This is a genomic window from Mucilaginibacter sp. FW306-07-L (assembly GCF_058782065.1).
This window is the reverse complement of the sequence record NZ_JBYSXI010000001.1, coordinates 81,257-104,574: the sequence shown is the minus strand read 5'-3', so window position 1 is coordinate 104,574 and position 23,318 is coordinate 81,257. Positions and strand designations below refer to the sequence as shown.

24 protein-coding genes are annotated in these 23,318 nt (G+C 42.6%); 5 read left to right on the top strand and 19 right to left on the bottom strand.

Annotated elements, in window-relative coordinates:
• The first annotated feature begins 28 nt into the window (after positions 1–28).
• Positions 29–1,864, top strand: a complete 1,836-nt coding sequence (locus AC3WJC_RS00435; RefSeq protein ID WP_492397094.1) for an ABC transporter ATP-binding protein — start codon at positions 29–31, stop codon at positions 1,862–1,864.
• On the opposite strand, the gene AC3WJC_RS00430 is transcribed toward AC3WJC_RS00435, so the two are convergent.
• From AC3WJC_RS00430 to AC3WJC_RS00415, 4 genes are read right to left on the bottom strand one after another with little or no spacing between them, the layout of a single operon-like run.
• Positions 1,851–3,089, bottom strand: a complete 1,239-nt coding sequence (locus tag AC3WJC_RS00430) for a glycosyltransferase family 4 protein (RefSeq protein ID WP_492397093.1) — start codon at positions 3,087–3,089, stop codon at positions 1,851–1,853. The two genes, AC3WJC_RS00435 and AC3WJC_RS00430, sit on opposite strands and share 14 nt — an antisense overlap.
• Positions 3,090–3,092: 3 nt before the next feature.
• The gene (locus AC3WJC_RS00425) at positions 3,093–3,749 is read right to left on the bottom strand and encodes a glycosyltransferase (RefSeq protein WP_492397092.1); all 657 of its coding nucleotides are present in this window, start codon (positions 3,747–3,749) and stop codon (positions 3,093–3,095) included.
• Positions 3,749–4,921, bottom strand: a complete 1,173-nt coding sequence (locus tag AC3WJC_RS00420) for a glycosyltransferase family 2 protein (RefSeq protein WP_492397091.1) — start codon at positions 4,919–4,921, stop codon at positions 3,749–3,751. Before AC3WJC_RS00420 ends, AC3WJC_RS00425 begins: the two co-directional genes overlap by 1 nt.
• 60 nt (positions 4,922–4,981) lie before the next feature.
• A complete protein-coding gene (locus tag AC3WJC_RS00415) occupies positions 4,982–5,662 on the bottom strand; it encodes a porin family protein (RefSeq protein WP_492397090.1) in 681 nt (226 codons plus the stop codon).
• A gap of 121 nt (positions 5,663–5,783) precedes the next feature.
• On the opposite strand from AC3WJC_RS00415, the gene AC3WJC_RS00410 reads away from it, so the two are divergent.
• On the top strand, positions 5,784–7,511 hold the full coding sequence (locus tag AC3WJC_RS00410) for a glycoside hydrolase family 3 protein (RefSeq protein WP_492397089.1): 1,728 nt from the start codon (positions 5,784–5,786) through the stop codon (positions 7,509–7,511).
• A gap of 387 nt (positions 7,512–7,898) precedes the next feature.
• On the opposite strand, the gene AC3WJC_RS00405 is transcribed toward AC3WJC_RS00410, so the two are convergent.
• Together AC3WJC_RS00405 and AC3WJC_RS00400 are read right to left on the bottom strand one after the other, a co-directional pair.
• Positions 7,899–9,941: a M13 family metallopeptidase gene (locus AC3WJC_RS00405; RefSeq protein WP_492397088.1), complete on the bottom strand. Its 2,043-nt coding sequence runs from the start codon at positions 9,939–9,941 to the stop codon at positions 7,899–7,901.
• 73 nt (positions 9,942–10,014) lie between these two features.
• The gene (locus AC3WJC_RS00400; RefSeq protein ID WP_492397087.1) at positions 10,015–10,584 is read right to left on the bottom strand and encodes a pentapeptide repeat-containing protein; all 570 of its coding nucleotides are present in this window, start codon (positions 10,582–10,584) and stop codon (positions 10,015–10,017) included.
• A 118-nt stretch (positions 10,585–10,702) separates the two neighbouring features.
• On the opposite strand from AC3WJC_RS00400, the gene mnmL reads away from it, so the two are divergent.
• Entirely contained in the window at positions 10,703–11,650 is a 948-nt protein-coding gene (gene mnmL, locus AC3WJC_RS00395) for a tRNA modification radical SAM protein MnmL/YtqA (RefSeq protein ID WP_492397086.1), read from the top strand.
• Positions 11,651–11,728: 78 nt separating this feature from the next.
• Positions 11,729–12,958, top strand: coding sequence for an acyltransferase family protein (locus tag AC3WJC_RS00390; RefSeq protein WP_492397085.1), 1,230 nt, complete (start codon positions 11,729–11,731; stop codon positions 12,956–12,958).
• Between the two features lies 1 nt (position 12,959).
• Here the strand turns inward: AC3WJC_RS00390 and AC3WJC_RS00385 are convergent, their stop codons facing one another.
• Entirely contained in the window at positions 12,960–13,430 is a 471-nt protein-coding gene (locus AC3WJC_RS00385; RefSeq protein WP_492397084.1) for an SRPBCC family protein, read from the bottom strand.
• Positions 13,431–13,612: 182 nt separating this feature from the next.
• On the opposite strand from AC3WJC_RS00385, the gene AC3WJC_RS00380 reads away from it, so the two are divergent.
• Positions 13,613–15,991, top strand: coding sequence for an ABC transporter permease (locus AC3WJC_RS00380; protein ID WP_492397083.1), 2,379 nt, complete (start codon positions 13,613–13,615; stop codon positions 15,989–15,991).
• 5 nt (positions 15,992–15,996) lie between these two features.
• On the opposite strand, the gene AC3WJC_RS00375 is transcribed toward AC3WJC_RS00380, so the two are convergent.
• From AC3WJC_RS00375 to AC3WJC_RS00320, 12 genes are all read right to left on the bottom strand, one after another.
• Positions 15,997–16,470 carry a ribonuclease H-like YkuK family protein gene (locus AC3WJC_RS00375; RefSeq protein WP_492397082.1) on the bottom strand — a complete coding sequence of 158 codons (474 nt, stop codon included), beginning with the start codon at positions 16,468–16,470 and terminating at the stop codon, positions 15,997–15,999.
• A 186-nt stretch (positions 16,471–16,656) separates the two neighbouring features.
• Positions 16,657–16,932 (bottom strand): hypothetical protein, encoded by a 276-nt coding sequence (locus AC3WJC_RS00370; protein ID WP_492397081.1) that lies wholly within the window; start codon positions 16,930–16,932, stop codon positions 16,657–16,659.
• Positions 16,933–16,938: 6 nt separating this feature from the next.
• Entirely contained in the window at positions 16,939–17,169 is a 231-nt protein-coding gene (locus AC3WJC_RS00365; RefSeq protein WP_492397080.1) for a hypothetical protein, read from the bottom strand.
• A gap of 57 nt (positions 17,170–17,226) precedes the next feature.
• Positions 17,227–17,574, bottom strand: a complete 348-nt coding sequence (locus AC3WJC_RS00360) for an MGMT family protein (protein WP_492397079.1) — start codon at positions 17,572–17,574, stop codon at positions 17,227–17,229.
• Positions 17,575–17,578: 4 nt separating this feature from the next.
• A complete protein-coding gene (gene trmB / locus AC3WJC_RS00355; protein WP_492397078.1) occupies positions 17,579–18,226 on the bottom strand; it encodes a tRNA (guanosine(46)-N7)-methyltransferase TrmB in 648 nt (215 codons plus the stop codon).
• A 74-nt stretch (positions 18,227–18,300) separates the two neighbouring features.
• Positions 18,301–18,765, bottom strand: coding sequence for a hypothetical protein (locus tag AC3WJC_RS00350; protein ID WP_492397077.1), 465 nt, complete (start codon positions 18,763–18,765; stop codon positions 18,301–18,303).
• A gap of 5 nt (positions 18,766–18,770) precedes the next feature.
• Complete coding sequence (locus AC3WJC_RS00345) at positions 18,771–19,115, bottom strand: phage holin family protein (RefSeq protein ID WP_492397076.1); 345 nt, start codon at positions 19,113–19,115, stop codon at positions 18,771–18,773.
• A 66-nt stretch (positions 19,116–19,181) separates the two neighbouring features.
• Positions 19,182–19,448, bottom strand: coding sequence for a YtxH domain-containing protein (locus tag AC3WJC_RS00340; protein WP_492397075.1), 267 nt, complete (start codon positions 19,446–19,448; stop codon positions 19,182–19,184).
• 143 nt (positions 19,449–19,591) lie between these two features.
• Complete coding sequence (locus tag AC3WJC_RS00335; protein ID WP_492397074.1) at positions 19,592–20,635, bottom strand: AI-2E family transporter; 1,044 nt, start codon at positions 20,633–20,635, stop codon at positions 19,592–19,594.
• Positions 20,636–20,711: 76 nt separating this feature from the next.
• Entirely contained in the window at positions 20,712–20,909 is a 198-nt protein-coding gene (locus tag AC3WJC_RS00330; RefSeq protein WP_492397073.1) for a hypothetical protein, read from the bottom strand.
• A gap of 1 nt (position 20,910) precedes the next feature.
• A complete protein-coding gene (locus tag AC3WJC_RS00325) occupies positions 20,911–22,350 on the bottom strand; it encodes a sigma-54-dependent transcriptional regulator (protein ID WP_492397072.1) in 1,440 nt (479 codons plus the stop codon).
• Positions 22,351–22,468: 118 nt separating this feature from the next.
• Positions 22,469–23,251 (bottom strand): enoyl-CoA hydratase/isomerase family protein, encoded by a 783-nt coding sequence (locus AC3WJC_RS00320; protein ID WP_492397071.1) that lies wholly within the window; start codon positions 23,249–23,251, stop codon positions 22,469–22,471.
• Between the last annotated feature and the right edge of the window lie 67 nt (positions 23,252–23,318).

The following is a 23,318-nucleotide window of genomic DNA, read 5'->3' as shown; positions in this document are numbered from 1 at the left end:
TGTTAATTTTGCACCCTTATATTTTTTGATGAAAACATATTTCAGGCTGCTGTCATTTGCCAAACCTATCGAGAAGTTTGCTATTCCGTACATATTATATACCCTATTATATGTAATATTCAGCACCTCGGTATTGGCACTGCTTGGGCCTCTGTTAAATACACTATTTAACGTTAATGATTGCGGCCCCGAAAAACCTGCCAAAGTAAGCAGCAACATTTCCACATTTGATGTATCGGGCTGGTTTAAATATTATCTTAATGATTTTATTTTGAAGCATGGCCAGTTTGGCGCTTTAGTATATGTGTGCGCCGTAATTATGGTTGCGGTTATATTGGGCAATCTGTTTCGTTACTTGTCGCAGCGTACTATGGAAAACATGCGCATCCACACCCTTTTGCGCATACGCAAAGCTGTTTTTGATAATGTGATGAACTTGCATCTGGGCTATTTTAGCAACGAGCGTAAAGGTGACATTATATCCAAAATAGCATCAGAAGTACCAACTGTACAGTTTACAGTAACCGGTACTTTACAAGTTATTTTTAAAGAACCTTTGCTGCTTATTGCCTATTTGGTAGTGCTGTTTTCAACATCAGTTAAACTAACCTTGATATCGTTACTGGTAATACCGGTTGCTGGGCTTATTATATCCCGCATTGTTAAAAAACTGCGTTCTCAGGCGGTTGAGGCCCAAAATTCTTACGCAAATATGATAAGCTATCTTGACGAAGCTTTATCAGGTATTAAAATTATAAAAGCATTTAACGCTACCGATTTTATAATCAAACGTTTTGATGATGAAAATATCCGTTATTCACAAATAGGTAAGGCCATGTCGCGCAGGCAGCAGCTCGCTTCGCCCGTATCTGAGGCGTTATCGGTAATTATGGTATCATTTATTGTACTGTACGGAGGCTATTTATTATTTAACGACGAATCTGATCTATCTGCCGGGCAATTTATAGCTTACATCGCGTTGTTTTCGCAGCTCATGCGTCCGGCAAAAGCCATGGGTGATGCTTTTAGTAACATCCATACCGGTTTGGCCGCCGGAGAACGGGTACTGGCACTGATAGATGAAAAACCGAAGATAACCGATGCGCCTGATGCAGTTGCCGTAACTGAGTTTAATGAAGGGATACATCTTAATAATGTAAGTTTTGCCTACAACGAGCGTGTGGTATTAAAAAATATCAATCTAACGGTACCTAAAGGTAAAACGGTAGCACTGGTTGGGCCGTCAGGCGGTGGAAAGTCAACCATGATGGATTTGCTGCCAAGGTTTATTGAGCCAAATGAAGGTGAAATATTAGTTGACGACAAAAATATTAAAGATATTACGGCAACCTCGCTTCGTTCTTTAATGGGTATTGTTAACCAAGAGTCGATATTATTTAACGATACCATTTTCAATAACATCGCCTTTGGCAAAACAGGTGTTACCCAGCAAGAAGTTGAAGCCGCCGCCCGCATAGCTAACGCCCACAACTTTATTGAAGATACCGAGAATGGCTATAAAACCAATATTGGCGACAGGGGCATTAAATTATCAGGAGGGCAAAAGCAACGCATAAGCATTGCCCGTGCGGTACTTAACAATCCGCCGATCATGCTGCTTGACGAGGCTACCTCAGCGCTGGATACCGAATCAGAAAAACTGGTGCAGGATGCCTTGAACAACCTGATGAGAAACCGCACGTCACTGATTATTGCACACCGCCTGAGCACTATACAAAATGCTGATATTATTATTGTACTTGAGGAAGGGCGCATTGTTGAGCAAGGCAGCCATACCGAGCTTATGGAACACAACGGACTTTATCGCAAGCTGATTGATATGCAAACTTTTAATGCTGATTAGATTTTACGATATAATCAACAGCCTTAATAACCTTGTTCACTACAACCGGCCAGACATAGTTTTTAGCAACATATTGTTTTGCATTTGAAGCAAGTTGTTTTCTATCTAAAGCCGGATCAATTGCCGCATCAAGTGCCTTGTTAAAGCTTTGCTGATCGTGGTATAAAAATCCGGCCTGGCTATTATTTATATGATCCTTTAATACATCACTGCACTCATTAGCTATTACAGGAATACCCTGTGCCATACTCTCAAGCGTTACAAGTGAAAGGCTTTCGTAAATTGATGGTATAATAAGCGCCCGGGCATTGCATAGCAGGGTTAACTTTGCTTCTTCACTTACAAACCCGGTATAAATAATGTCAGGATGCTGAATCAGCGCCATAAAATCACGGCCAACAAATACCAATTTTATATCTTCCTGATTTTGTGTTTTATAATTTATAAAGTACTGAGCAAGTACATCACATTGCTTCGATGTTTCAATCCGCCCAATATAAATAAGGTAACGGCTGTTAACCAGATCATGATATTCATTTGTTGCTAATGGCACCTGTTTTTCAGTAATACCTACACCAACAATATCATTGTATATATCATTATTGTTAAACAGCTTGTTAACAAATTTTTGTTCGCTTGGGGTATTATATAAAATGGCTTTGGGCTGTTTAAATAACCGCCTGAATAAATGCATATATATCGGCTGTTCATCATGTGCGGTAGGAATAAATATCGCCTTGTCCTTTACAATATCAAGCCCCTTCGCTGTCGGATAATACAGATAAGTAAAAAAGATGAAAGCGTCGAAGTTATCATATTGATTTTTTAAATATTTTAAAATATCCGGCATAAATGGCCCCTGCTCATCTATCCATTTACACTCATAGTAGTTATGAATAAACCAATCATAAGCAGACAGCATTTTGATTACTGACAGCCATTTTTTTCGCTTATTTCGTTTATTAAGCTTTTTATTTAATAAACTAAACCGTGTAAAATCTCGCGTGTGCTTAACCGGAAAGCGTATAATTTTAACGTTGTTTAAATAACTTTCTCCAGCCGGATACTCGTTAGCCCAGCTCATATAATCTTTGGCACATGATGTGAATACCTCTACATCAAATGCGTCAGTTAACTTTTCAGCCAAAATACGGCAATGGTACTCGGCTCCGCCATTCACATCCTCGCCATAGCGCTGTACAATAAATGCTATCCGCTTTTTCAAAGCTTAATCGGTTATTTGTATTTTATCGTACAATGCGTTCTGTGATTCCTGACGCTCAATCCCCTTAATATGCAACAAACAATTCATCTCTGTATCAGGTAAATAGTACGCCTTTTTGAAACCATGAAGCTCCTCATGAACCTTGTTTTTCCATAGTATTTTGCCGTTTAACTTTAATATTCTTAATTGATAATCAGGAAAATTGATAAAACCCTTTTCATTTACCTTCCAGTCCCACTTTTTTATATGTTCGGCTGTTAATCCGTTCACCATATTTATCCTGGGCACCAAGTAGCAATCGTGCTTACCTTTTTTGAAAATTGTTTTTTTTATTGATTCAACTAAATGTTGCTGCGGCAACTCATCTGCATCTATCTGAAAAAGGTATTTGCAGCTTGCATTTTGTATCAAATGATTTTTAAATGTAGCGAAATCGTTATTCAAATTGGCCTCAATGTGCTTTATACGTTTTTTATATTGATGTATAACCTTTGTAGTGGCCTCATCTTTTTGAGTCACGTCCTGCAAAACAATTATCTCATCATTACTATCAATGTTTGATAGTAAAAATTCGAGCAGTTTTTCGAGCTCCTGGTACTCATTATGCACAGTTATCCCGTAACTTACACTTACAAAAAGTTTATGAATATTGAATAGCATTAGAGGCGGTTTACAAGCGTATGTTCTAAACTTCTGAGTTTTTTTATTTCGACTATTAAGTTAGCCCGTTTAAATCTAAAATTACTTTTTCCGATTAGTTTTTCAAAAAAACTCAGCTTTTTATTAGCCCGCCTTGTTATAATTTCATTTAAATAACGGATTGCATTATATGTATCATCAGTAAAGCGGTTACCGTCAATATATACCAATATATCATTGTGTTTATCGGCTTGTAAAGGCTTAATACGGGTGTTCAAATCAAAAGCTGTATTAGGCTGCTCGCTTAGTATGTAATTACGTGCATCATGATCGGTATAAACATTTGTGCAAAAAGGCTCAATCTTTCGCAGCAAATCGTTAGTTCCATTTTTTAATATGAAACCAACATTGTATTTTTTCTTTATAGATGAGGAATTTAAAAAACCCCATTTCCTTGTGAAGTTTTTATTAGAGTTTTCCTCAATAAGCTTTGTACGATCTTTATATTCGTCAGATGATCTGGATGTTTTACTTACAAAGTGGTAGCAAACTGCATTATGTGACACTAAAGTTTTTAGACCACGTAGTTTTAGCCTTAGTATAAGGTCATCATCCTCACAAAACATCGGGTTGTATAACGGGTCCAAACCTCCTATTTCTAATAATACTTTACGTAATACACACAAGAAAAATGTCAGTTCAGACGACTCTCCATTTACCTTATTAGTTTGCTGTAACTCCTTAGCAAAGCTGTACAAACCTGAAATATCCTGATTTTCAATACCGTCGCCAAAATCTCTAATTATTTTTCCGGGACGCTCATGGCCGGCAAATATAGGTGGCTCTATTGTAGTATAAGTTACTACCGTATCTTCTGCAACTAACTGCTCAAGATTTTCAATAAATCCCGGAGCCAATATCATGTCGTTATGTGCATAAGCAACATAATCCTTGGTTGCTAATTCAGTACATTTATTAAATGTGTCTGAAAACGTTTTTTGCTCTACCGAATAATAATAAATAAGGAAAGGATCATTTAAACTATCAAGCCATTCGTGTGTACCATCGGTACTACCATAGCTTACAAAAACAAGTTCAACATCAGGATATATATCACGTGTAGTATTATAAAAGTTTTTGCTATAATCCAGATTGTTCTTCAATCCTACCAGTAAAGCGATATTATTTTTCATGTAAAATGGTTTATAAGTAAGGCTTGTTCAGTCTTACTTATAAACCAAAAGTACACCTTTTTACCTGAACTTAAAGCCCAAGCCAATTTGCCAAACCTGGTTGCGGTAGTCGGGTATGTTGGAGTAACGTTCGGTATTGCTGTCCTGCAGGTCAATGGTGTAACGGGCGTGCAGGTCAACGGTGCGGTTAAGGTCAATACTCAGGCCTACCACGCCGCCAACAAGCGTTTTGTTACCCTCGTAATCATAACGCTCCTCTACAACGGTAGCAAAATCATTACGGTATATGTTTTTTGATGATATCAGGAATGATAACTGCGGGCCTATTACAAAATTAAACCCTGGTGTAAGCTTGATCTTGGCCAGCAAAGGCACATCAATAAAGTTATTGCGCTGCTTAAAGTCCCCGTCGATAGTTTGCGCGCTGAACCCCTTTTGTGACCACAGCACCTCCGGCGCGAATGATAGCGGATAAATAATCGGCACATCCAGCGTAAAGCCGAGGTTAGCACCGGCAATGGTGTTGGTTGTCCAGTCGGAGTTGTAGGAATCAACCGTATTGGCAATATTTAAGCCGCCTTTAAAACCGGCCGTTACCTGGTAAAAATCATTATGGCGGCGCTGATTGTTATTATGATAATAGCCCGGCGGCGGGCGGCGTACCGGTTTACGGCGGTAATATTGGGCGCTAACATCGCCTGCTACCAGCAGGCATATAGCAATAAATAAAACTTTTTTCATTGTTAAAACATTGTTGGTTTCTCAACATAGAGTAAAACCGCCGGCAAAGGTTTATTCGTAACTTAAAAAACACTACTGGCAAAACAATTGATAGGATAAGTAGATTAACTACATTTGGACTATGAAAGGATATTATCCGCGTATAAAATACTTACTGCTAACATTATCATTATTAATATATAATTACTCATTTGGCCAGAAAACGGGTTTTGTACAATCGCTATCACAACCCAACCGCTGGGTTGATTCGGTTTATAACCATTTAAGCAAAAAGGAACGTATAGCGCAACTGTTTTTTGTGCGGGCCCATACCAACAAAGGCCGTGCTTATGAGGATTCGGTTGAGAATTTAATAAAGGAACAGAAAGTAGGCGGCCTGGTATTTTTTCAGGGTGGGCCCGGCAGGCAGGCGGCATTAACCAACCGTTACCAGCGTGCATCAGAAACCCCTCTGCTTGTATCAATGGATGGCGAATGGGGCGTAGGCATGCGCTTGGACTCGGTGATCACCTACCCTTACCAAATGACCCTGGGAGCCATACAGGATAACAACCTCATCTACAAAATGGGGCAAATGATAGGGCGCGATTTTAAACGCCTTGGCCTGCAAATGAATTTTGCCCCGGTAATGGATATCAATAATAACCCAAATAACCCGGTGATCAATTACCGGTCGTTTGGTGATAACCGCTTTAACGTGGCTAAAAAAGGCATTGCCTATTTTCAAGGGATGCAGAATGAAGGAATTTTGACCACCGCCAAGCATTTTCCGGGTCATGGTGATACCAATGTAGATTCACATGCTGACCTGCCTATATTGCCCTTTACCAGGCAGCGATTGGATTCACTGGAAGAATATCCTTTCAGGGAAGCCATTAACGCAGGTTTATCCGGTGTAATGGTTGCACACATGAATATACCGGCGTTGGATTCGGCCAAAAACCGCCCTTCAACACTTTCACGCCCTATTGTAACTGGCTTACTGAAAGATTCATTAAAGTTTAAAGGACTGGTAGTATCTGACGCGATGGAAATGAAAGGGGTTACCAAATTCTTTCCGAACGGCGAGGCGGATGTACAGGCATTTTTAGCAGGGAATGATATCCTTGAACTATCTGAAAACTCCGAACGCGCTATTAAGCTCATCAAAAAAGCGATCCGGAAAGATCTGATCACGCAAGCTGAGTTCGAGGCAAAAGTAAAAAAGGTACTTGCCGCCAAATATTGGGCAGGCCTTCATAATTACAAGCCTGTGCCAACACGAGATGTGGTAAGTTCTATTAACCGTCCGGAAGCAAAGGCCCTGATACAGCAATTGAGCGACGCGGCTGTTACCATGCTTAAAGGTAACCTGAACACATTGAGATTAAACCCGCTAACCAAAACGGCCATTGTCAATATCGGGATTGACCGGATGACCACCTTTCAGCAAGAATTGGCGCGCTGGTACCCTAACAGTATGTTATTTGTAGTAGGTAAAACCACCTCGTTGAATGACCTGAACGCCATGCTGGTCAACCTAAAAAAATACGACCAGATATTTATATCGATATATGATACCCGCACGCGTCCGGTAAGTAAACTGGATTATAACTCCGACATTAAATTCCTGATAGCGCAGCTTGCCGCGCAGCCGCATACCGTTACTACGGTGTTTGCCAATGCTTACACCATAGCCGGGCTACCGGGCATTGAGCGCAGTGGTGCCCTATTGGCTTGTTACCAAAATACCGATGAATTGCAGCGTGCCGCCGTTAAAGTAATTACCGGGCAAATTAAACCCATGGGTAAGTTACCGGTGAGCGTAAACAGCTTTTTCCCTACGGGGACCGGTGTGATGCTGCCGTAAATGTTTTTTCAAGCTATTCTGAATAATTTTTTCATTTCAAAGCGTCAGCCAGAAATCAGCATACGTTTGTAGCCTGATGGCAGATTCCTCCTCGTACCTCGTTCGGAATGACAAATTTTTTTGAAATAAAAAGCACCTGCCTAAAAGGATTACTTTTACGTTAGCAATGATGAATTTATCCTTTTTTTGTCATTTCGAAGCGTTAGCGAGAAATCTATCTGCGTTTATAACCGAGCGACGGATTTCTCCTCGTAACTCGTTCGAAAAGCCATACCATTAATGCCCTTTACGTCAGTGATGAGGCTTTTTAGAAATAATACCATTAAACAAAAATGCCGCTCATTGAGCGGCATTTTTGTTTAGGTCATATATTATAATATCAACATTTTACCAAACTTTAACCTGATCCTTTTCGGCGCGGTACATTTTGTCGCCGGGTTTCACGTTAAAGGCTTTGTAGAATGCCGGGGTGTTTGACAGTACGCCATTCACACGATACATTTCCGGCGAATGCGGGTCAGAGCTGATGCGTACTCTCATGGTTTCGTCGCTGCTTTTTATACGCCATACCTGGGCATACGACAGGAAGAAACGCTGATCGGGTGTAAAGCCGTCAACTTTTTTGTCGCCTTTGCCTTGCTCCGTATTTTTGAATGCCTGGTAAGCAATGGCCACACCGCCAATATCAGCCAGGTTTTCACCCTGTGTAAGGCTACCGTTAACATGCAAACCGTTAAGCACGGTATAACCGTTATACTGGTCAATCATGATCTGCGCTTTGCTTTTAAACTTGGCAGCATCAGCAGCAGTCCACCAATCCTTCAAGTTGCCCTGAGCATCATACTGGCGGCCCTGGTCGTCAAAACCGTGGGTCATTTCGTGGCCGATAACCGCGCCGATAGCCCCGTAGTTGATAGCATCATCCGCATTCTTATCAAAGAAAGGAAACTGCAGGATACCTGCCGGGAACACGATCTCGTTGAACGATGGATTGTAATAAGCATTTACAGTTGGCGGTGTCATGCCCCACTCGGTTTTATCAACTGGCTTGTTCACCTTGGCAATCATTTCCTTATAGTTGTGCTTCGCTATTGATTGCAGGTTTTTGTAATACGCATCCTTGCTGATCTCTACATCATCATAATTCTTCCACTTGTCAGGATAGCCGATCTTTTTAACAAACGAGTTAAGCTTTTCAAGCGCCTTTTTCTTGGTTTCCGGACTCATCCAGTCCAGCTTTTCAATACGGTCTTTGTACACCGCCTGCAGGTTGTTCACCAGTTTCAGCATACGGTCTTTAGCTTCGGGGGTAAAATATTTTTCAACATATAGCTGTCCAAGCAATTCGCCCAGGCCGCCATCTACTTGTCCGGCCATATCTTTCCAACGCTCCTTTTGCTCCTTTTGGCCATATAAAGTGCGGCTGTAAAAATCAAAGCGTGCATCCCTGAATTTTTTACTCATATCGCCCGCGGCACCATTAAGCACATTAAAGGCAAGTTTATCTTTCCAGGCATCAATAGGCTGCGATTTTAGCAAGCCGTTCAGCGCTTTATAATAATCGGGCTGGCCAACCAAAACAGTATCAGTACTTAACTGCATCCGGCTAAAAATATCTTTCAGATCGATATCAGGCACCGCTTTTTGCAGATCTGTTACGGTAAACTTGTTGTAGTTTTTGTTTGGATCGCGCAGCTCAACCGGGGTACGGTGAGATTTGGCTATAGCTGTTTCCAGTTTCAATATCTCATCAGCCTTTTTAGCGGCAATTGCCGGTGTTTCGCCGGTGTATTCAAACAGCTTGGCAATGTATTTTACATAAGCCTTGCGTATAGGCGCTTTATCCGCATCAAAATAATAATCGCGGTTGGGCAGGTTTAAACCGGCCTGGTCAAAGTGTGCTACGTTCTTGCTGCTCTCCTTATCATCAGGTGATACATAAAAACCTAATAAAAAGCCGTCGCCATCTTTATAACCATCAGCAGCCAGGGCTAACAATTCTTTATAATTCTTTACCGCTTTTACTTTGGCCAGCAATGGTTTCACAGGCTCGTAACCCAGTTTTTCTATCGCGGCCGTATCCATACCGCTGGTGTATAAATCGGCTACTTTTTGCTCAGTACTACCCTGCTCATTGCCTTGCTTGGCTATGGCTTCCAGTATCTGGTGCAGGTTTTTCTGGTTATCATCATACAAGGTGTAAAACGAGCCCCAACCGGTTTCTGATGGTGGTATTTTGGTTTTTTTCATCCAGCTACCGCTGGCATACATAAAAAAGTCGTCGCCCGGTTTAATGGTGGTATCCATGGCAGTTTTGTCAAAAAATACGGTACGCGCGGGTGGTTCGCTTGTAGCCTTTTTTTGATCTGAATTACAGGCGGCCGCTGCAACAGCTACCGAGGCAAGCATTGCCCAATGTGTTAACTTCATAATAAATAGGTTCAGTTATTAATATATCACTAATTGACGCAATATTTTTAAATATGTTACCATGCGTATTAAATTATCCTACAACCTTAATATCATACTTAGCCAGCAAACCCGGCAAACCATGCACCGAAAAGCGGGCCTTTTTCAGCGTATTCTCATCCGGGTCGATAATGTAATTGTATGAGGTATGCAGATCTGCATTTTTAAGGTTGGTATAGTTAAAAACCGTTCGATGAAAATCGCAATTGGTAAACACCGCGTCCGTCAGGTCGCACTCGGTCAGGTCAGCTTCTTTTAAGGAGCAATCGGTAAAACGGGCTGCCTTGTTCTTCTTTTTGTAGAAGATAGTGTTGTTGAGCGTACATCCCTCAAAACCCGCCCCGAATAAAAAATCGAGTGCCTTGCTAAAATCCACACCATTAACATTGCAATCCTTAAAAAAAGCATTTTGGAAACCTGTTTTAAAGATGATGGCTCTTTCAAGATTGCAGCCCTCAAAGCGGCAATCAATAAAAGTGATGTTGGACAGATCGGCACCGGGCATAGCACAATCAATAAATTTGCAGTTATCAAAAGTTTGCGCCATGCCGGCAAAGCTTGCAAGCCCGGTAAATGTTTCGTCCTCAGCGATGGTATTAAACATGACGGAAAATTAACTATTTTTTTGTTTCCGGACATTGCCATTATTTACCGGCCTGCATCATCGCCGCATTATTAGTATCTTTGTGGCTTACATCAATTTACATCGCAATACAAGATAAGTGGAAACAGCAGAAGTAAAACAAGGGTTTAAGGGCTACAATAACTACGGTGCATGGCTGCGCCAAAAATATAACGGGCAGCGCGTGTTCAAGGTTATTGTTGATGGTGGTTTTACCTGCCCCAACCGCGATGGCTCAAAAGGCTACGGCGGCTGCACCTATTGTAATGTTGATTCGTTTACGCCATCCGTATCCCGCAGTACGCCTAACTTGCGCGAGCAGGTGGAGCAAGGCATGGAGCGTGCTATAAAAGGCAATAAGGCCGATAAATTCATTATTTACTTTCAGCCCAACACCAACACCTACGCCCCCGCGCATTATTTAAAAATGATGTATGATGAGGCGCTGAGCATTAACACTGAAAATATTGTAGGCTTATCAGTAGGTACGCGGCCCGATTGTATTGATGCGGAAAAGATAGCCCTGCTTGAAAGCTATACCGACCGCTTTGATGTTGACCTGGAAATGGGCATGGAATCTATCTATAATGATACCCTGAACCAGATCAACCGCGGCTGCACCCACGAGGATCTGTTGAACGCCCTGAAACTGGTGGAGAACAGCAAGCTGGATATTTGCGTGCACACCATTTTTGGCTTCCCCTGGGAAACGCATGATATGATGCTGCGCTATGCCGACGAGATCAACCGGCACCCGCAAATCAAGTTCGTAAAATTCCATCACCTGCATATTGTTGAAGGCTCGGTAATGGGCGTTAAGTACAAACGCGACCCGTTCAAACTGTTTACGCTTGATGAATACGCCGAGTTTTTGTGCGAGTTGCTGCCGCTTGTGCGCCCGGATGTGGTGGTACAACGCCTGTTTGGCCTAAGCGACCGTGAATTGCTGATCGCCCCTAACTGGCAGCTCAAAAAATCAGAGATACAGTATTATATTGATAAGAAGATTTTAGACAGAGGCGTGATACAGGGTTCGGCATTAATTTAACCCAGCTTATCATTGGTATTTGGTTTGCAGCATTATTTCTTTAAACTTTTGCTATAAACCCTTACTTAAAGTACTGCTTTGTCACAAAATCGCTTGCAAAACTATTTTCCGGCGCTTACCGGCGTGCGTGCGCTGGCTGCTTATCTTGTTTTTATATCCCATTATTTCTACGTTGTTGGTGAAAATTTTTCCCAAATCGGGCAACGGTTTTTTGGTGAGTTCCACATTGGCGTTACCATCTTCTTTGTTCTATCCGGATTTTTAATTACTTACCGGTATTACAATAACTTCCATTTAACCAGGGATTGGTTTAAGCAATACTTAAAAAACAGGGTAGCACGCATTTACCCCATGTATGCCTTGCTTACCATAGGCGCGTTTATTTACTTTTTCGCCACCGGCGATCAAAGCATCACCAAGGGCTATAACCCTTTCGCCATGCTGGCCATGAACATCACTTTTGTACGGGGCTTTTTTTATAACTTTTGGGATACCGGCATCGCTCAGGGTTGGTCGCTTACGGTAGAGGAATGTTTTTACTTTTCGGCACCTTTCGCATTTTTCATCATGCAGCGGTACCGTAAATTTTGGCTGCAGCCTGCAGTTATTACGCTATTTGGGGCACTGCTGGTAGTTACATTTAGCCGGATTGACTGGTATGGCTTTTTCGGCAACTTTCCGTTTATGATGCTCTTTACCTTTTTAGGGCGGTGCTTTGAATTTTTTGTGGGGATGCAATTGGCCCTCTATGTATTAGGCAAAGGCTTTGTGCGTAATAACAAGATCAGGTACTCCTATTTAGGCCTGTTCCTGATGTTTGGTTGCGTTTTTATTATGGCCTTACAAACACCGCTTAAAGGCTGGCCTACCGGCCTACAAAGCCCGATTGGCATATTTACCAATAACTACCTGCTGCCCATTTGCATCTCGCTGTTTTTTTACGGCCTGTTAACCGAAAGCACCATTCTTAAAAGAATACTGGCTAACAAGTTTGTGGAGTTGTTAGGCAAAAGCTCCTACATATTTTACCTGATACACCTGGGCTGGATGTATAACCTGCTGCATGGCTGGTTTAACCACGCTAATGATTACGCTTTTGAACTATATGACCAATGGGGTAAAGACTGGCACTCCCCCTTTGAAAATGATCCGATCAACCTGTTATATGCCTTTGTAATACTGAACGTGATCTCCATCATTCTTTATAAACTGGTTGAGGAGCCGCTTAATCATTATATCCGTAAATCAGATTTTTTGATCAAAAACCCAAAGAAAAACCCGGAGAATAAGTCGGTACTGATCAAATAGATCAAATTTTACCGAACATTTTTTCTATAGCCTTTTCGCGGTAGCTGAATATATCATTCACTTTTTTACGTACAAGCACTTTGTTGGCAATGGTGCCTGCCGCACCATAAGGAATGGCGTAGGTCAGCCTGTCTGTCATCAGTATACCACCTTCTATTTCTTTAAAATGATGCTCGTGGTGCCACATGGCGTACGGCCCGAAACGCTGCTCATCAATAAAATAGCTTTTATCGGCGGCAATATGCGTTATCTCAGTTGTCCAGCGCATTTTTATGCCGAACAAAGGCGATATGTTGTAGGAGATCAGCATCCCCTCATACATTTTGGTATCGGCTGTAAAGTCTGACGTGATGACGAAGCCCATGCCCTGCGGCGTTATCCTGGCTAAGTTTATCGGCGATGAAAAAAAGTCCCATGCCTCACTGTGTGATATCGGCATGGCCTGCTCCCATGTTAATGTATATGTTTTCACAAGGGGATAACATACAAGTACCGGAATAGTTGCGCCGGTATACTAAATAGCCCGTGCAACAAAAACGAACGCATTGTTCATAATCGAACACCACAATTACCAGCAAAATATTGACAATAAGTCGTTTACACACTGGCTTAAAATATGTGCTGATTAATTACTTTTAACTACTTACTATCAGCATGACCAATATTGACATAAAAATCGCGCTCCGCACTTTTTTGAAAGGCAAATGGTATAATTATTTAAACATTGCCGGTTTAGCGCTGGGTTTGGCGGCGTTTATTTTTGTAACGCTCTATGTTGATAATGAAACCAGCTACGATAAATGGAATAAAAATATCAACCTCACTTTTTTGGTAGAGCGAGAAATGCCTAACGGGCCGTCGGCCTACACCCCCGGAAAGCTGGCGGCTGAAATTAAAAGCCAATGCCCCGAGGTACAAGAAACCGGCCGGATGAACACAGCCTTGTTTCAAGTACCTTTTCACACCCCAAACGGGCGCTTTTTAATTAAGAAATGGGTTGGGGCCGATTATTCGATCGCCAAGATATTAGGCATCAAGCTTAAAGGGGGCAACCTTAATCCTGATAGTACTACTCCTACCATGCTGCTATCTGAACATACGGCCAGTGTACTATTTCCGGGTGATAGTAATGTGCAGCATAAAACAGTGAACCTAATGTCCAGATCAGGCATGCCCATGACCATTGCAGGCATTGCCGAAGATGCGCCCGGCAATACCTATCTAAACTTTGATTGCATCGGCTTTAACGAAGATATTACGCAAGGCAAAGATCAAAGCTATGCCAATCAGATCTATCAAACTTTTTTACTGGTAAAGCCAGGCACCAATGTTGAGCTGCTTTCCAAAAAAATAGATAATATTTATAAACAGGCCGCATTGGCCGATACCAGCCAGGTATCAAAACAATTATTAAACACTGCCAAACCCGATATATATTTAGATCCGCTTAAAAACCTGCATCTAAAACCCCATTATGGCTCGGCCGTAAATGATCAGATCGTTAAAAGCCTGATGATATTGTCGATAATCATACTGATCGTAACCGGGGTGAATTTTACCAACCTCTACATTTCGCAAGCCAACAGGCGCTCAAAAGAGGTGGGCGTTAAAAAGGTAAACGGCTTATTAAAAAGGCAGATCCTTTTACAGTTTTTACTTGAAATTTTTGCTCAGTGCCTTATCGCCTTAATAGTAGCCATAGGCTTGGCTATTACCGGCCTGCCTTATTTCAATCAATTGTTGGGCGTTAATTTGCTTATCTCCGGCATTAGTGCTGCAACTATCATTCAAATCAGTATAGCGCTGATATTACTCACGCTTTTAGCAGGCGTTTACCCGGCATTGGTAATGGCCGGTTTTAAACCCATTGAGGTTTTACGTGGTAATCAATTCACTAACCGCGATACGTTTGGGTGGATACGCAACGCCATAACCGTATTGCAATTTACCTTTGCCATTGGGTTTGTAATTACCCTGGTTGTAATCAGCAAGCAGGTTGCCTTTATGCAGTCGCAAAATGTGGGTTTTACGGCTAAACAGGTTGTGTATATTGATAACCTGGGCATTTATAATGATCCGGATAAATTCGCAATCGTTGGCGATCGTATCAAAGCTATTCCCGGAATAAAAAGTGTGAGTGTAGCCTCACACATACCGGGTGGTGTTATACCGCCATCTTATGAATATAATGTGCGTAACAAGGCATACTCCATGCAAACCATTGGGGTAGGTTACGGCTATTTTGAAACGCTGAACATCGCATTAAAAGAGGGCAAATTATTCACTTCAGATTTTAAAACCGACTCGGCCAACGCGGTGATTAACGAAACGGCTGCAAAAGCGCTAGGCTTAAATAATCCGCTTGGTGCCACAGTAACAGGATGTGGAGGCGACTATAAAATAATAGGTGTGATTAAGGATGTAAAGGCTAACGGATTTGAAAATGCTGTACAGCCAACCATTTATTTAATGAATGCCGGTTGCGGCCTGTTAAAAACGCAGATCATGGTCAGTGCCGAAAGTAAAGCCATACCGGCCATGTTAACTACGTTAAACCGTGATTGGAGCGATATTAACAAACTTGATGGCGATAATTTTAACTACCACTTTTTAGATGAGCTATACGGACAGCTTTTTACCAAGCAGGAGCAGCTCCGGGCTGTGTTAACTTGTTTCTCGGCCTTGGCCATATTCATTGCATCCTTGGGCTTTTTCGCTTCGGCGGCGCAAGCCATTCATTTGCGTATGAAAGAAATAGCGATACGAAAAGTATTTGGCGCAAACGGACAACAGCTTATTGCTACTTTAAGCAAGCCATTTATTTATATTGTATTTATTGCCAACGCCATTGCCTGGCCTGCCGCGTTAATTATAACAAACCAGTGGCTGGAAACTTTTGCCTACCGCATCCATATTTCCATTACCCCGTTTGCCATAGCGATGCTGGTATCGTTAGCTATTGTAGGGCTAACGGTTTGCCTGCAAATTATCCGGGCATTAAAATTTAACCCGGCTATTAAACTAAAGGTGTAACTAATTTATTGTACCATTTTATTAGCGCAGTACGAGCTGGCAAAGGCTTCGGGTTTGGCTTTAAAAACAAAGCCCATACTTAGTATGTAACCCATAGCCTCGTGCAGGGCCTGGTTACTTTTAAACATGGGGTTGGTGTTAATGTCGGCATGTACTTCCAGGTCAACATCATACAGATCCAGCAGGTCGCAAAGGCGGTAAGCGGTATCGATGGATTTTTGCACTTCGGTAAGCATACGTTCCTTAATGCTCATTTTTTGCGAAGTACGCTCCTGATGGATGAACATAAAGCCGCCGCGCTGCTCACGGATAAACACAATTACGGTAGCAAAATCAGTAACCGCGCCTTTAACCTGCGAGTCGGTACCAATGCAGACTTTAAGCTTATTGCCAAGTGCGGTTTCGCGCTCAATAGCGTGTTCAACTTCATCAAGGATGGGCGTTTGGATCACCTCGCCGCTAAATTTTCTCCAGGTCATATAAAATGTTTTAGGTAAAATTTATACTGACCCGCTACAGGTCAATAAAAATAAGCCATAACATTCCATATAAATATAAATAAGCAATTATTTATTTGTTAACATTATGTTGATTACCAACACAATACATACCAAATAAACTGTAACCAAAAACCCCGTGCGGTATGCAAAGGGTTTTTAGTTTTGTTATTGCTTATCACCGCCATCAATCCCGGTTTTTTCACCGTCTCCGGGGGCTGCGGGTTTTGCACCATCGGGTTTGGTACCCTTGGGGCCGCTTCTGCCTACTTCAGGGTCAGTGCCTGCTCCTTTATCTGTCAGCGTATCATCAGGCATATCTGTAGAGTCAGCTCCGCTAACGGCTGTGCTATCTGTTGTGTTATCCTCTTTGTTCTCTCCGCCTCCGCAAGCCGTGAACGCTACGCTCATAGCTAGCCCTGCTATTAAAATATATTTTTTCATAAGTGATTATTGTTTTTTAGCCGAATCGGCATTTGTGCTTGGAAGATGATCAACGCCGCCATTGCTTGAGTGGTCAACGCCGGTACTGCTAGTGTCCGTACTACCGGGTACCACCGAATCTTTTTGCAGGGTGTCTGATACGGAACTATCACCACCTGCCTGATTGGTATTGGTTCCGCCGCATGATGCCGCAGCAACCGCTACGCCCATGCAAACTATCATTAATATCTTTTTCATAAATAGATGTTTTAATCATCAACACATCTATTTACTATTAGTTTAAATAATTTCTAATTACAGCGGTTCGTCAAATGAGAGCTCAACGGATGGATCCCAAAATACTTGCTGAAAGTTTTGGATCTTGCTGTCCTCAACCATAATACCTTCGCTGGCCAGCATTTGCTCCATCAACTCAAAAGTAGGAAAGTGAAATTTACCGGTAAGCAAACCCTGGCTATTTACCACCCGGTGTGCCGGTACCGGCGGGTACGCCGCGCCCGAAGCGCCCATGGCATAACCCACCACCCTGGCCGAACGTTTTGTACCCAGGTAATGCGCGATAGCGCCATACGAGGTAACACGCCCGGCAGGTATTTGCCGCACTACCTCATACACCCGGTCATAAAAGTTTTCTTCGGCCATTTGTTTAGAATGAGAATTTCAGATAGTTGATATTTTTATTATCCTGGAGATATTTACGCTCGTAATAGGTTTTTATCGATAGTACTTCATCGGCAAATTCTGAATGATAAAGGTCTTCGGTGCGGATATGCAAGTTTAAACCCTGCTCCTCAATCTTTTCAATGGTGTAAGCATGCAGGTTATCGTTATCCGTTTTAAGATTAATATAACCGCCCGGCTTTAATAGCTGTTTATACATCGCTAAAAAACGGGGCGATGTTAACCGTTTCCTTTCGCGGCTTAACTGCGGTTGCGGATCGGGGAAGGTGATCCAGATCTCGTCAACCTCGCCATGTCCGAAATAATCAATGATCGTTTCTATCTGGATGCGTAAAAAGCCTACATTGGTAACGCCATCTTCAATAGCGGTTTTTGCCCCCCGCCAAATGCGGTTACCCTTATAATCAATACCGATAAAATTCTTTCCGGGAAACATCCGGGCCAGGTTAACGGTATATTCACCCTTACCACAGGCCAGTTCAAGCACAACCGGGTTGCTGTTGTTAAAAAATTTATTGGCCCAGTGGCCCTGCATTACCTTGCCTTCGTCAAGCTGTAAAACATTGTTAAAGTCTGCTATCTCGGCAAACCGGCGTAATTTATCTTTACCCACTTAAAAAGTTTAAAGCGCAAAAATAACTTTCGCTGCTGCCAATAGCAAATGCAGGTTGTTCAATAAATTATTGATCAGTAAGTTTCGGTATACGGCGGAACGCTCGCCACTGGTGGCACAACAACTGTTTCCACAACAACTTCAGGCTTCTTCTTTTTAACGATGTTGTTGAACAGGCCCTTAACCTTGCCCCAAACGCCGGTAACCGAATCTTCGCTAATATAGTGTGATGCCTTTTGCGAAAGCACACTTACCAATGCCTTTACCAGGAAGTTAGACCCCCTGAATAAGGTTTTGTTAAGTGTTAAGGGTAGTACAAAGCGTGATATAAGTCCTAAAAAATCCTGCTTAAAAAAGCCTGCACCTTTAACACCATCAAGTGTTGCTGATTTTGGAAATATAGAAAGCGCTGTTGCTAACAAAGCCGAAGGGCTGCTGAAACGTACCTTTAGTGCTAATGATTGTACATCTTCAGCAATTTCAAGCCTTGCGATCTCGCTTCTCAGATCGTCGATATTTTTAATTGGTATGCCCGCCATTACTTTTATTTGAAGATTTTTTTGATGAAACCATTAATTATCGGCTTTTCAAAGCTGCCTTTAGCTGCCATAATGATGATAACTATAAGCAGATATAAACCTGCTACTGCACCAAACCCCTTCCAGTAGGAAGCAAAAACATCCGCCAGGAACAATGCCAGTGTAAAGCTTGCAAACAAGAACGTAACTGCCGCAATAACTACAACAATGAGGTCAATAATAATGCTGGCAATAATTGACGAGCCTTTTTCAATGGCCTTATATTTCGCGAGCGTAAAACGCGTTTCCGCGTATTCCTTAAGCTGATCGATAATCGGCTGCGTTGATGTAGTATCTTTTTTTTCTTCCATAGGTAGAGGTAGTAGTAGAGATAGGTATTAAGTTAACCCCGCTATACCGCGGGGCTAAAATTGTATTTATGCGTGCTCCAGGTCGTCCTGGTATTCTTCTTCAGCGCCTTTAATTTTAGTTTTAATGTTTTGAACAACCTTGTCTTTAAAGCCTACCAGGTTATCAATCTCGGCAGCCGCGGTATCCTTAATGGTATCACCAAGATTTTTTAACGATTCGCTGAGTTTATCACGAGTTTCAGAGCCTTTATCAGGAGCTAATAATAACCCTAATGCCGCGCCTGCCGCTAATCCTGCCAGCAAGGCAACTACTGTTTTTGTGTTGTCGTTCATATTATTATAATTTTCAAGTAGACGATTTGTTTTAAAAAATTAATTAAATACTTTGCCCTAAAGGCAATACACCGCTTTTCAAGACTAAATATGTAACTATTTAACCATTTTTAGCTTATTATAGTTTCAGTACCTAAAAATTTTTACAGATCAGGACCCGTGCGTATACGCTCCAGGCGCTCGGCTGCCATGCGGTTGGTTTGATAAATTTCAACCAGTAACAGGAAGTAAGAAAGCAGTAACGGACCAAAAACAAGCCCCAGTATACCGAACAGCGGCAACCCGATGAATACCCCCACTACTGATATCAGCGGGTGCGTATTGGCAATGCGTTTGTTGATCACCATACGCAAAACATTATCAACGTTACCGATAAACAAAACGCCGTAAGCTATCAGCACAACGCCTTTGATGGCATGCCCGTCCGCCATGAGCAGTAAACCCGCGGGTATAGTAAGCGTTGGCGCGCCAACCACCGGTAAAAAAGATATAAAGGTACCTATCACACCCCAAAAAACCGGGTCAGGTATGCCGAAGATCCAAAAACCATTGGCTAATAACACCCCCTGAACTATGGAGATAATGCCCTGCCCTAATACATTTGAATAGGTTGAATTGCGCAGCTCCTGGGCGAATTTTAAAGCATGCTGCTCACGAAAAGGGGCATAGCGAAGTAAACCGGTCTCAAAGCTCCGCATCTGCACAAACATAAAGTACAGTATAAAATACATGAATAGCAGGATAACGATAATATTGGCCGCGCCGCCTATAATGGATGGAAAAAGCTCTGTAGCGTAATCGCTCAGCTTTTGTATTCCCTCTTCAACAAAATAGGGTTTGTTAAGATTAGACCCTGTAAAAGCGTCGATCTTTTTAAACCATTTTTCGAGCATAACAGAATCAGTATTCAGTTCGGCAATCTTGTTGATCACCATAAAGCTGAGCAGCAAAAAGGGGATAACAATTACAATGAGCGAAATAATAATAATACCCACAGCTACTATAGGGCCATTTAGTCCACGCTTTTCAACCAGGTATAAATAAGTGGAACGAAAGATAGTAAACAACACCACCGCGCCAAGTATGGAGCTGAACAGGCCGCTTAGGGCATATAACAAGAAACAGCCAAGCACAATTATGCTTAACAGTATAATATGGTTACGCTGTTTATAGCTAAAGATGGACATGCAACAGATTTATTAGCTGACGCTACGGTAATAACCAAATAAGGCAAATTGTTTTGAATTTGCTGCTACTTTAATATTATGCTTTGTCCGTTAAAATTTCCTGTATCTTTTTGCAGCTTATGGCAATGGCTTCCAGGTAAAAACGGTAATCTTCGGTTGGGTCGGTCACCTCGTATTTAAGCTGCTCCAAGCAAAGGTTGATGTTTGACAGTTGGTTGTTCACATCATGCCTCAGCAGGTGCATATCTATATTGTTTTCGTCAGATGCGGCCATGTTATTTGCCCATATTAATGGCTTTCATTTTATTGTACAGCGTTTTGCGATCAATTTTCAAGATCTCGGCCGCACGGGTTTTATTAAAGTTAACCTCGCGCAGTACGCGTAAAATGGTTTCGTACTCTGCTTCAAGCGCGGCGTTTTTTAGGTCGTGCTTAATTTCTTTAACTTCAGCAGGCGCTGATGCCGTTGGCGCTGATGCGGATGCGGTATTTTCCAGCACCGGCATTTTATAGTTCGATAGCTCCAGCGGTAATGCTTTTAACGGCACCTCACCGCCTTCGGTAAGCAGTGTGGCACGGCGCACAATGTTTTTCATCTCGCGGATGTTACCCGGCCAGCGGTAATTCATAAAACACTCTATCACCTCGGGCGAAAAAGCGGTTACATTACGGCCCAACTCCTCATTAGCGATGTGTAAAAAATGCTCGGCCAGCGCTATAATATCCTGCCCGCGTTCGCGCAGCGGCGGCATGTAGATGGCAAACTCGTTAAAGCGGTGGTAGAGATCCTCCCGGAAACGGCCTTTACTGATGCCCTCCTGCAGGTTTTCATTGGTAGCTACGATGATACGTACATCCAGGTCGATCTCCTTGGTGCTGCCAATACGTTTTACCTTACGCTCCTGCACGGTACGCAGCAGGGCAGCCTGAATATCGTATGAAAGGTTGCCTACCTCATCCAAAAACAAGGTGCCACCATTAGCCATTTCAAAGTGGCCTATCTTGGTATATAAAGCCCCGGTAAATGATCCTTTTTCGTGCCCAAAAAACTCGCTTGCGGCAAGCTCCTTGGTCAATGAGCCGCAATCCATCGCTATAAATGGCTTGTTAGCCCGCGGGCTTGAAAGGTGGATGCTTTTGGCCACGGCCTCTTTACCGGTACCACTTTCGCCTAATATAATTACACTGTAGCCTGTTGGCGATACCAGGTCTATCTGCCGGGCCAATTCTTTTGACGCGCGGCTGGTACCCACTACAAACTCGCCACCCATTAAATGTTTTTTGCCCGATTTGGCCGCCGCTTTCTCAGGCGCCGCGACAGGCAGCACTTCTTCGTCAGCCTGTAAAAGCGCGTATTGGGTTTCAATAGCTTTATTGATCGTGTTTAATATCTCATCCGGGTATAATGGCTTGGTAATATAATCATAAGCACCCATTTTGATGAGTTCCACCGCCATTTTTATGTCTGAATAGCCGGTAATAATAATTACACCGGTACGCGGATAATTCGTCTTGATGCTCCGGAGTATTTCGCGCCCGTCGGTATCCTCCAACCGGTAATCACAAAGCACCAGGTTAAATTCACTGTTTTTCAAATTTTCTAACCCGCTGGCCCCGTTTGACGCGGTAACCACATCAAAGCCATTTCGTGTTAAAAATTTCGACAACAACAATGCAACGTTCACTTCATCATCAATGATGAGAATTCTTTTCATACAGCAAAATAGGATTATAAGGCAAAATATGCAAGGACATTATTTACATCCGCATTTATATCTTATACTACAATAATTTAAATTTGGTTACAAAAAAACCAACCATAACGAAACACATCTACCGTCCTTTAAATTCAGGTTTTCGCTTCTGCATAAACGCCGCGATGCCTTCGCGGGTATCATCAGTGGCAAAGCAGGAGGCAAATTCCTCGATCTCCACCGCAAAACTGGCATCAGCACCGGCTACGGCGGCATTTACAGCCTTTATGGCCGATGCTACAGCCAACGGGGCTTTATTCAATATCTTGTTCATGATCTCTTCGGCCTTTGCCAAAAGCTCATCAGGCTCAACCACGTGGTTTACCAAGCCAAATTGCAAGGCTTGATCAGCCGTTATCATATCGGCGGTCAATATCATTTCTAAAGCACGGCCGCGGCCTATTAAGCGAGTTAAACGCTGCGTACCGCCATAGCCGGGTATCAGGCCTAAGGTAACCTCGGGCAAACCCATTTTTGCATTGGCCGATGCCACACGGATATGGCAGGCCATAGCCAACTCAAGCCCTCCGCCCAAAGCAAAACCATTTATGGCCGCTATTACGGGTTTACTGCCGTGCTCAATCACATCAAAAACATGGTGCTGCGCCGCTATAGCCATTTGCCTGCCGCCTTCAGCATCCAGTGGTTCAAACTCGGCAATATCCGCACCGGCAACAAAGGCCTTTGGCCCGCTTCCGGTTATAATGATGCCACCTGTATCCGCGTCAGCGAACGCTTGCTTTACAGCTTCGCCTAACTCACTAAGGGTAGCTGCATTAAGCGCGTTAAGTTTGCTTTCGCGATTGATGGTGATATAGCAAATGCGCGAACGTGTTTCAACCAATATATTTTGTAGAGGCATGCCGCTGAATTAATGGTTAAATATTAATAAACAAAGCTATACTTTAAATCCGGTTATCAGTAGCTGT